General features: G+C 62.4%; 8 protein-coding genes and 1 pseudogene. 1 reads left to right on the forward strand and 8 read right to left on the reverse strand.

Annotation, left to right across the window (positions count from 1 at the left end; genetic code table 11):
* Positions 1-1669: relaxase/mobilization nuclease domain-containing protein (locus tag X760_RS73365; protein WP_023723224.1), on the reverse strand; the 1669-nt coding region annotated here is incomplete at its 3' end.
* A complete protein-coding gene (locus X760_RS74130) occupies positions 1666-2073 on the reverse strand; it encodes a hypothetical protein (RefSeq protein ID WP_023723225.1) in 408 nt (135 codons plus the stop codon). The genes X760_RS73365 and X760_RS74130, both read right to left, overlap by 4 nt.
* Before the next feature lie 475 nt (positions 2074-2548).
* Here X760_RS74130 and X760_RS73370 point away from each other — a divergent pair, with 475 nt between their 5' ends.
* A complete protein-coding gene (locus X760_RS73370; RefSeq protein ID WP_023723226.1) occupies positions 2549-3229 on the forward strand; it encodes a ParA family protein in 681 nt (226 codons plus the stop codon).
* A gap of 320 nt (positions 3230-3549) precedes the next feature.
* On the opposite strand, the gene X760_RS73380 is transcribed toward X760_RS73370, so the two are convergent.
* From X760_RS73380 to X760_RS73405, 6 genes and pseudogenes are all read right to left on the reverse strand, one after another.
* The gene (locus X760_RS73380) at positions 3550-3891 is read right to left on the reverse strand and encodes a hypothetical protein (protein ID WP_023723228.1); all 342 of its coding nucleotides are present in this window, start codon (positions 3889-3891) and stop codon (positions 3550-3552) included.
* Between the two features lie 48 nt (positions 3892-3939).
* Positions 3940-4263, reverse strand: a complete 324-nt coding sequence (locus X760_RS73385) for a DUF736 family protein (RefSeq protein WP_006205585.1) — start codon at positions 4261-4263, stop codon at positions 3940-3942.
* Between the two features lie 712 nt (positions 4264-4975).
* Positions 4976-5509: a hypothetical protein gene (locus X760_RS73390; RefSeq protein WP_023723229.1), complete on the reverse strand. Its 534-nt coding sequence runs from the start codon at positions 5507-5509 to the stop codon at positions 4976-4978.
* Between the two features lie 290 nt (positions 5510-5799).
* Entirely contained in the window at positions 5800-6222 is a 423-nt protein-coding gene (locus X760_RS73395) for a hypothetical protein (protein WP_031195560.1), read from the reverse strand.
* A complete protein-coding gene (locus tag X760_RS73400; protein WP_023723231.1) occupies positions 6209-6439 on the reverse strand; it encodes a type II toxin-antitoxin system prevent-host-death family antitoxin in 231 nt (76 codons plus the stop codon). Before X760_RS73400 ends, X760_RS73395 begins: the two co-directional genes overlap by 14 nt.
* A 62-nt stretch (positions 6440-6501) precedes the next feature.
* Positions 6502-7318: pseudogene (locus X760_RS73405) on the reverse strand (DUF2493 domain-containing protein); the annotation flags it as partial.

Here is a 7318-nt window from a genome sequence, read left to right on the forward strand (position 1 = left end):
CTCCTATCAGTGCATTCAATTCTCTCATACCAGGATGGGACAGAAAAGACTTTTGCCCCGATTGATCAGCTGCGCGACCCGCGGAACCTGGCTGCCCCTCCCCTGTCCGATCGCGACGGAACTGCAGAAAATTGTTGCCGATCGACTCCGCTGCCGTGAGAGCCCGACCGACTACGCCCGCGGTCCGCATGGTCGTCACTGTCTTTTGCCATGCGGCAGCGATTGCATCGCCGTTCACGACAAGGGATTGTCCATCCAAACGGCGTTGCCGCTTGGCCTCCACTCGCTCGATCGTCCTGGCGGTGACCTGGTAGCGCGGATCGCTCTGGGCGCGGCTGTAGGCTCCGGCATGCTCCTTCGTGAATGGCCGCGTCATCGCATGATCCATGCGCCGCGTCGCCACCATGGCAATGCCGTTCTCGCGTGCTTTTTCCGCAAAGGTCTCGCGCCAGGCCATCAGATCTGGCTTGTAGAATTTCAGGCGTTCGCCATCGGCTGACCGTGCCTGCACCATTGCATGAATATGGACGTGCTTGGTGTCCTTGTGATGCGCCAGGACGAACTTGTATCCTGGCGCGCGCTCCTCGAGCACGGCGCGCGCCGCGGTCATGACGGCGTTGGCATCGGTGCCGGCTCTCGCCGAGAAAAGCAGGTGATAGGCATTGCGTCGCTCACGCCCCGAAAACTGCGGGCGCCATTGCTCATAGACCGAAGCCGCCGCCTTCGTGGAATTCTTCACCGCAGGCACAGGCTCGCCATTTGCGTGGCGGACCTGGCTGTGGGTGCGGATGAACTTCTGCAGGAAATATTTCGCTTTGGGTTCACGGCTGACGGCCGCCGTTACCTCTGCCTCGGCTACCACTCCCGCCGCGCCCATCGCCTCAGACAACCGCGCCTCGATCTTGTCGAGCGCCTTGCTGCGCGAATTCTCCCGACCGCCGGCCAGGACTCTCGCAAGCGGTCCAGCCCGCTCATCGGTGTGCGCGTAAACCTCCACCGCCTGACCGCCCCGTGCATAGATGAACGGTTTTGAACCGAAGGCCTTATTCAGCGCCTCGCTCAAGGCGGCATCGGTGACCTCCCCGGCGAGCTCGAAACGAACCTCCAGAAAATTGGTATTTTCCAGGGGTGGTTCGAACGTCTCGCAAAACGTTTCCAGGAACGCGTTTCGTGCGGCGCCTGTCGCAAGCACCTTCCCGTCCTCGTCAAAAATCTTGATGTCGTGTTTCTCGCCTTGTTCGTCCTCGCGCTTCCCGATGTAATTGAGAAGCCGAGCGGCGGCCTCCTTGGTCGACGGAGGATTGGGCATGACCTTAAACACAGCAGGCTGCGCACCCGCCGCATAGCCTGCCCGTGCTGCCACGGCGCGCGCCTGATAGCTCGCCCGCGCCGCTCGCCCTGTAGCGCTCGCGCGACCCGCACCACGGCCGCCGCCGCCGCGCCGCTTCCAGTCTTCCTCCTCTTCTTCCGGCCGGAACCCGGCGAGCGTGGCGCTATAGGCCATGATCGGCGCGCGAGCGGCCTTGTGCGATCTCGCAGCCGTGGCGGCCTTCGGAGCCCTGCTGGACACNAGAGAATTGTCGTCGTCCAGGTCCTCATGCTTCATGCCGGACTCGCCCCGCAGATAGCGTTCGATTTCGGCCGCGTAGCCAGCAAGACGACCGCTCATGGCCTGGCCTCCCTCGCCTTGCGTGACCCGCCAGTCATCGCCTTCAGTTCCTCGCGAAACTGCCGCACCAGGTTGCCCACGGCGACCAGCGCCTGTTCAAGATCCTCATCGTGGGCAACACGGCCGTCGTTCATGGCGCGCACGGCCTGATTGAAATTGATGCCAACGCGCCGCAGCTGATCGGTCATGTCCACGATCGCCGGCCGCAACGCCTCTGATGCGATAGGCAGATGCCCGACCTCTGCCCGCACCAGACGCCGGACGACCTCGCTGACGGTAACGCCGTCTCGCTCCGCAATGGCTTTAAGGTTGGCCAGCTCGTCAGCCGAAAACCGGATGTGCGTCACCTCGCCGTAGCGTCGTGACGCGTTCTGTACCGCTGCTTTCTGGGCGCCTGCATCCATCTCTCAAGCCCGCTTGCGGGCGCTAAGGCCCGACAGGGCCGCGCCGCCTATTTTGTGTGTATCACAAAATAGGCTATCCTGCCAGAGAAGATGGAAAAGGACAAAGCCGACGTTCCTTTCTCACCAGCCCAGTTGTCAACCGCAGCGGGCCGGTCGCGATGTGTTTCCATCGTGACTTGATGTAGTGTGTCTATGATGCGTTGAGGACTTGTTTCCATGTTAACATGGAAACATCCGCCCTCTGATGCGTAGTCGGAAATGCGCAGTCGATGGGCCACCGGACCTATTCCTTCGCTGCAGATAGCAGCTGCGCAAAAACCGCACCGTGAACGAGCCCTTATTGGTGCGCGCCTGGGTTGCCAAACCAGTCTTCCCCGTTGACTATGTCACCATGTCTCGACCGTGATATTGTTCCATGTTGACTTGTTTCCATGTTAACATGGAAACAAGGAGACAACGCCGGAAGGAGGCCCCCATGATCATATCCGCTGCGATCCCCAAGGGCGGCACTGGCAAATCGACGATGCTGCGCGCCCTCGCATCCGTCGCGCTGCATCGGGGCTATTCGGTCACCCTTATCGACGGCGATCGGCGGCAGAACATGAATCGCTGGTTCCAGATGCTGGGCGACGCTGGCAATTGTCCTGACACGCTCCAGATAGTGAGCGCGATGACCCCGCAGGAAATCCTCCGCGCGGCAGCCACTCACAACGGTGAACGCTCGGTCGTCTTGATCGATACGGAAGGCACCACAAACGATAACCTCATGGCCGGGCTCTTCGCCGCCGATATTGTCGTCGTGCCGGTCTATTTTGCCCTCGACGATGTGACCGCCGCCATCCAGATCACCGACCACTACATCCCACTGGCGGTCGAGAGCCGGGGGAGACCGTTGCCAGCGATATTCGTGCTGACCAAGCAGACCATCATCGATGGCAGGGCGCGAGCTCTGACCGGACTGCGCGCCATCATCCAGGCCAACGGCACGCCCATTGCAGAACACGTCCTGCACAATCGCGTTGCCTACCGCGACCTTCAGACCGGGCAGACCCTTTACAGCCCCGAGCTGCCTGACGCGAAGGCGGTTGCCGAGAGCGAAGGGGTCTTTGACGACCTTCTGCAAACCTTCATCGAAGCCACAAGGAACGCGGCATGAGTGAAGAAACCGCGNGACCCCATCGCCGGAAAGAAGATTCGCGAGGAGGAGATGATCCGCTGCGGTTACTACCTGACGGCTGCGGAGCAGCGGCAGTTCAAGTTGCTGGCGATCAGCAACGGGCACAGCATGACCGAACTGCTGCGAAAGGCTGTGCAGGATTATATCCGCATTCATAAGCACAAACTGCCGAAGGAATAATCAGCGGTCGGGAGTCGCTATCGCATGCCGCGACGGGTGATGTTCGTGGCTCTTTTGCGACGCGCAAAAAAAGGGCCCGCGACGGAGCACTCCGTCGCGGGCCCTTGAGACGTGTTTGCCTACTTGGGTTGGTTGAGGTGTTTCAGCACCTCGCCGAGGATTGCGTCTCGCACCGGACGCCCGCTGGCTGCCGCTTTGTCGTCGACCAGCTTTGCGGTCAGTTTGGGCGACAGCGGCATGAAGTCGTAGCCGTGTGAGATGGCTGCATGGCGAAGATCCTCAAGCGCTTCGGACGCGTGATCGCGGGTGCCAAGCCAGAGCGCGGACTCGTCGGTCACTTCGTGGGGGAACGCTTGCAGGAAGTAAGTCCGAAGCGGTGGGTCGTAGCCGATGACGGCGTCTGGATCCGAGCGGACCTGTCCGGAAACGGTGCCCGTAACAGTGATGGTGTAGCGGCTCATTGCAACCTCCTTTTGCCGGTGGGGANCGAGGGGCCGGCCACCAATGCCTCACTGGGGGTTGTTCCAGAGGATGACCTTCTTGTTTTCCTCGCCACCCGGGGCGGGAGCGAGATTGCCGAAGATGACGCCGATCTCGGGGGCCTCCAGCTTGACCGAGAGGTATTCCTCGCCCGAACGCTGGGAGATGCGGTGCCAGCCGGCTCCGATCTCGAAGCCCGTGCGCTTGTTGACGATCCGGTAGTCGGGGGCGTCCTCGCGCGACTTGTTGGTGTTCGGGATGAGGGTGATCGGGGCATTGACCCGGAGCGTGGCGAAGACGCCTTCCATCGAGCCGTCGGCCTTGGTGGTGAGGTTTGCGATCGTGGTGGCCATGGTAGTTCTCCTTCGGTTGCATCGGGACCATTCCCGATGNATGGCGCCAAAGGAGAGGGCCGTCCTGCTGCGGTCATCTCGGCGAAAATTCTGGAAAATTCTATTTGCCCAAAAATAGCGGGCAGGCCCTTCGCCTGCCCGCAGACAAAAAACAGAAATCGAATTTTCCTGAATATTCGCCGAGTGTACCCCCAACGGGGGTTGACCGCACAAAGCAGGCGGTCGTCTACAAAGGCGACATGAAACGGGAATGGCCCCGGATGCGGCAGATGGACAAGACCTCAGGCCGCCATCGCTTGACCGCCGACGCAATGCTGCCGGATCGCAGGAACAGGCTGCAGCCTCTCGGGTCATGTCGCCTGCGTCGTCAATGCCTCAAACAGCAGCATGGCGCGTGAACCGCCTAGCGCGTTCGGTATGGCGTCACAGCGGTTTCGAGATCGGAGCCGACTGGCAGCGAACTTCACGCCCTCTGGGCGATGCCTCGCAGCCAGGTTGGATGACCAAGCAAGCCAGGATGTTCGGCACACTTTCACCCGCTTCAGATGCGAGACGGGTCAAGATGAACCATCCGTACAACGCCCCGCGGCTCTGCGCGTGGACCGGTTTCGAAAGGGGCCGGCTCCGTCCGCTCATACAAGTGGTTAGGCGGCGAGGAGCCGGATCACATATCGGATTGAACCCGCAGGGCCTGTCGGCAGGACCGCATCCATCATCCTGGCAACGTTAGACGCTCATCCGGCGTCATGCGGGCTTCGGCTTGGCGGCGAATGTCCGGATCAGCATGGCGGAGCATCGCGCACCAGTCTTCCACATTGTACGTGGTCGCCATCCGGCCCCTGGCCAGATCGTAAATGACGCACGGCTTGTTCGCGATGGCGAGCCGAAGCACGTTGACGGCCGTGCCCGGTGATGCGCCGTCCCAGACCATCATCCCAAAGTCGGCGCGCCGCACCATCTCCCGGTCCTTGGCGGCGTGGAACCAGTGCTCGTGAGCTCCTTCAGGAGAAGGAACATGGTAGGCGGCCCAGTCGCCCAGATTGTTGCGGGGTTCCTTGCCGGCATGGAAGACCCCGACGTGCTCGTACTTGTAGCCGGCGAGCAGGCCCTGCGCCTCGGCATCGGCTCCAGGCGCGTCGCCAACCAGCACGCCGTGCTCGGCAGCAACGATTGCGCCGATGCGAGCGATGGCAGGTTCCGGCAGCTCGAATATGTCGCGTGATCCACCTATGAATATCATCGACATGGTGACTTTCCCTTCTCTCCCGCGTCCCCCGCCCCGCGCCGGCCGCCCTCTCCCCTGGCCCTGCGCGAGGGATCGTCACCCGAAGGCCGAGACGGCAAAGCTGGCTCGGGAAGCGGCGGGACGCCGCGACGAGAGCCCGGCCGGCCGCAGGCCGGCGCGCCCGGATCCTGCAGCTGCCGGAGGCGCTACGCGCATCTGGCTAGTTGCGCTTCGCGCTTGGAGCTAGTGGTCTTTGTCGGCCAGCCAGAGGCTCACGTCCTGGATCGAGCGCATGGCCGCGAAAGAGAACGTCAATCCAGACGGCTGACGCGGCGGCCCTCGCTGCGCCCTTCGATAAAGGCGCCTGCGATTTTCATCATGAATGCCTTGCTGAAACGACCGAGGGGCTTACCGTCGGCTTCGATGTACCAGGAGCGTTCGGCAATATCGTAGTTGTATTCGTCAACCACGATCCAGCAGCGTTTGAGATCGGTCAGACCGGCGCGGCGGCACTCGATAGTGGAGATTTCCAAACCGACCCGATCGCTGGTTGGTGGCTGGGTGGTTATCGCCAGGAGCGCGAGATGGGTCAGGCCATCTCTTGCGCCGCGGACAGCGATGACCACGCAGGTGGGCCGGCTCTTGCGGTCTTCCGTTTCGCCGCGCTCGTGTTGCCATGCCCAAAGATACGGGTAGGAGATCACCTGACCAGGCAGGAATCTACCGCTCCTCATCGTATCCTTCCCCGCGCGCCAATCGGTCGATCTCGGCGGCGAAGAGTTCCGTGTGTTCCTCCGGCATCTCGGAGACACGGTATGCGCGGCGGGGATCGCCGCCGATGCGCATCCGTTCGTAGTGCTCGTAACTCATCAGCACGAACCGGGGTTTCCGGTGCTTGGTAAGAATAACGGGTTCGCGGCNGTTGAGATCCCCCGTCGTGAACTGGCGCATGGCTGGACTCCTTATCGATCTCCATATTATCTGGATTTTCTAGATTTGCAAGAAAACGGCGCTCACGCGCCGTCCTCCGCGAACCGCCACACGGGGATGCCGAGCCGACGCGCCTTGTCGGCAAGGTTCTCGGTGATGCCGGAGCCGGGAAAGACGATCAGGCCGTAGGGCACCACCGAGAGAAGCTGGTCGTTGCGGCGGAACGGAGCCGCCTTGGCGTGCCGGGTCCAGTCCGGCTTGAAGGCGATCTGGGTGACCTTGCGGTTCTCGGCCCAGCAGGCGGCGATGCGTTNAGTCCGGCTTGAAGGCGATCTGGGTGACCTTGCGGTTCTCGGCCCAGCAGGCGGCGATGCGTTCGGCGCCACGCGGGCTGCCGCCGTGGAGCAGGACCATGTCGGGATGCTTCTCGCGGGCCTTGTCGAGCGCGTTCCAGATCCGGTCGTGATCGTTGCAGTCGAGACCACCGGCGAAGGCAATCTTGGTGCCGGCAGGAACGAGCACCTCGGTTTCGGCGTGGCGGCGGGCGGCGAGGAAGTCTCTGGAGTCGATCACCGAAGCGGTCATCGCCTGGTGGGAGACCTTGGAGCCGGTGCGCGGCCGCCATGCCGATCCGGTTTGTGCCTCGTAGAGGTCGGCAGCCTCATCGCGCATGATTTCCAGCACGTTGCGGCGCTCGATATAGGTGATGCCTTCCGCGGTCAGCCGTTCCAGCTCGACGGACTTCACCTCCGAGCCGTCCTGCTCCTGCTGGCTCGAACGCTGGGCCTCCTCGTTACGATCGAGGCTGCGGGCGACGCGCTCGGCGGCGCGGTGGAAGACGTTTGCGAAGGACCAGAGCAGGTCGTCGAGATCGGGTTCGAGCCTGGTGTCGCCAAGCAT

The organism is Mesorhizobium sp. LSHC420B00, from assembly GCF_000503055.1.
In the GTDB taxonomy this organism is placed as follows: Bacteria; Pseudomonadota; Alphaproteobacteria; order Rhizobiales; family Rhizobiaceae; genus Mesorhizobium.

Excerpts from the sequence above, each read along its gene's own strand:
- X760_RS74130 (WP_023723225.1), bottom strand. The coding sequence starts at position 2,073 with ATGGATGCAGGCGCCCAGAAAGCAGCGGTACAGAACGCGTCACGACGC.
- X760_RS73370 (WP_023723226.1), top strand. The coding sequence starts at position 2,549 with ATGATCATATCCGCTGCGATCCCCAAGGGCGGCACTGGCAAATCGACG.
- X760_RS73380 (WP_023723228.1), bottom strand. The coding sequence starts at position 3,891 with ATGAGCCGCTACACCATCACTGTTACGGGCACCGTTTCCGGACAGGTC.
- X760_RS73385 (WP_006205585.1), bottom strand. The coding sequence starts at position 4,263 with ATGGCCACCACGATCGCAAACCTCACCACCAAGGCCGACGGCTCGATG.
- X760_RS73390 (WP_023723229.1), bottom strand. The coding sequence starts at position 5,509 with ATGTCGATGATATTCATAGGTGGATCACGCGACATATTCGAGCTGCCG.
- X760_RS73395 (WP_031195560.1), bottom strand. The coding sequence starts at position 6,222 with ATGAGGAGCGGTAGATTCCTGCCTGGTCAGGTGATCTCCTACCCGTAT.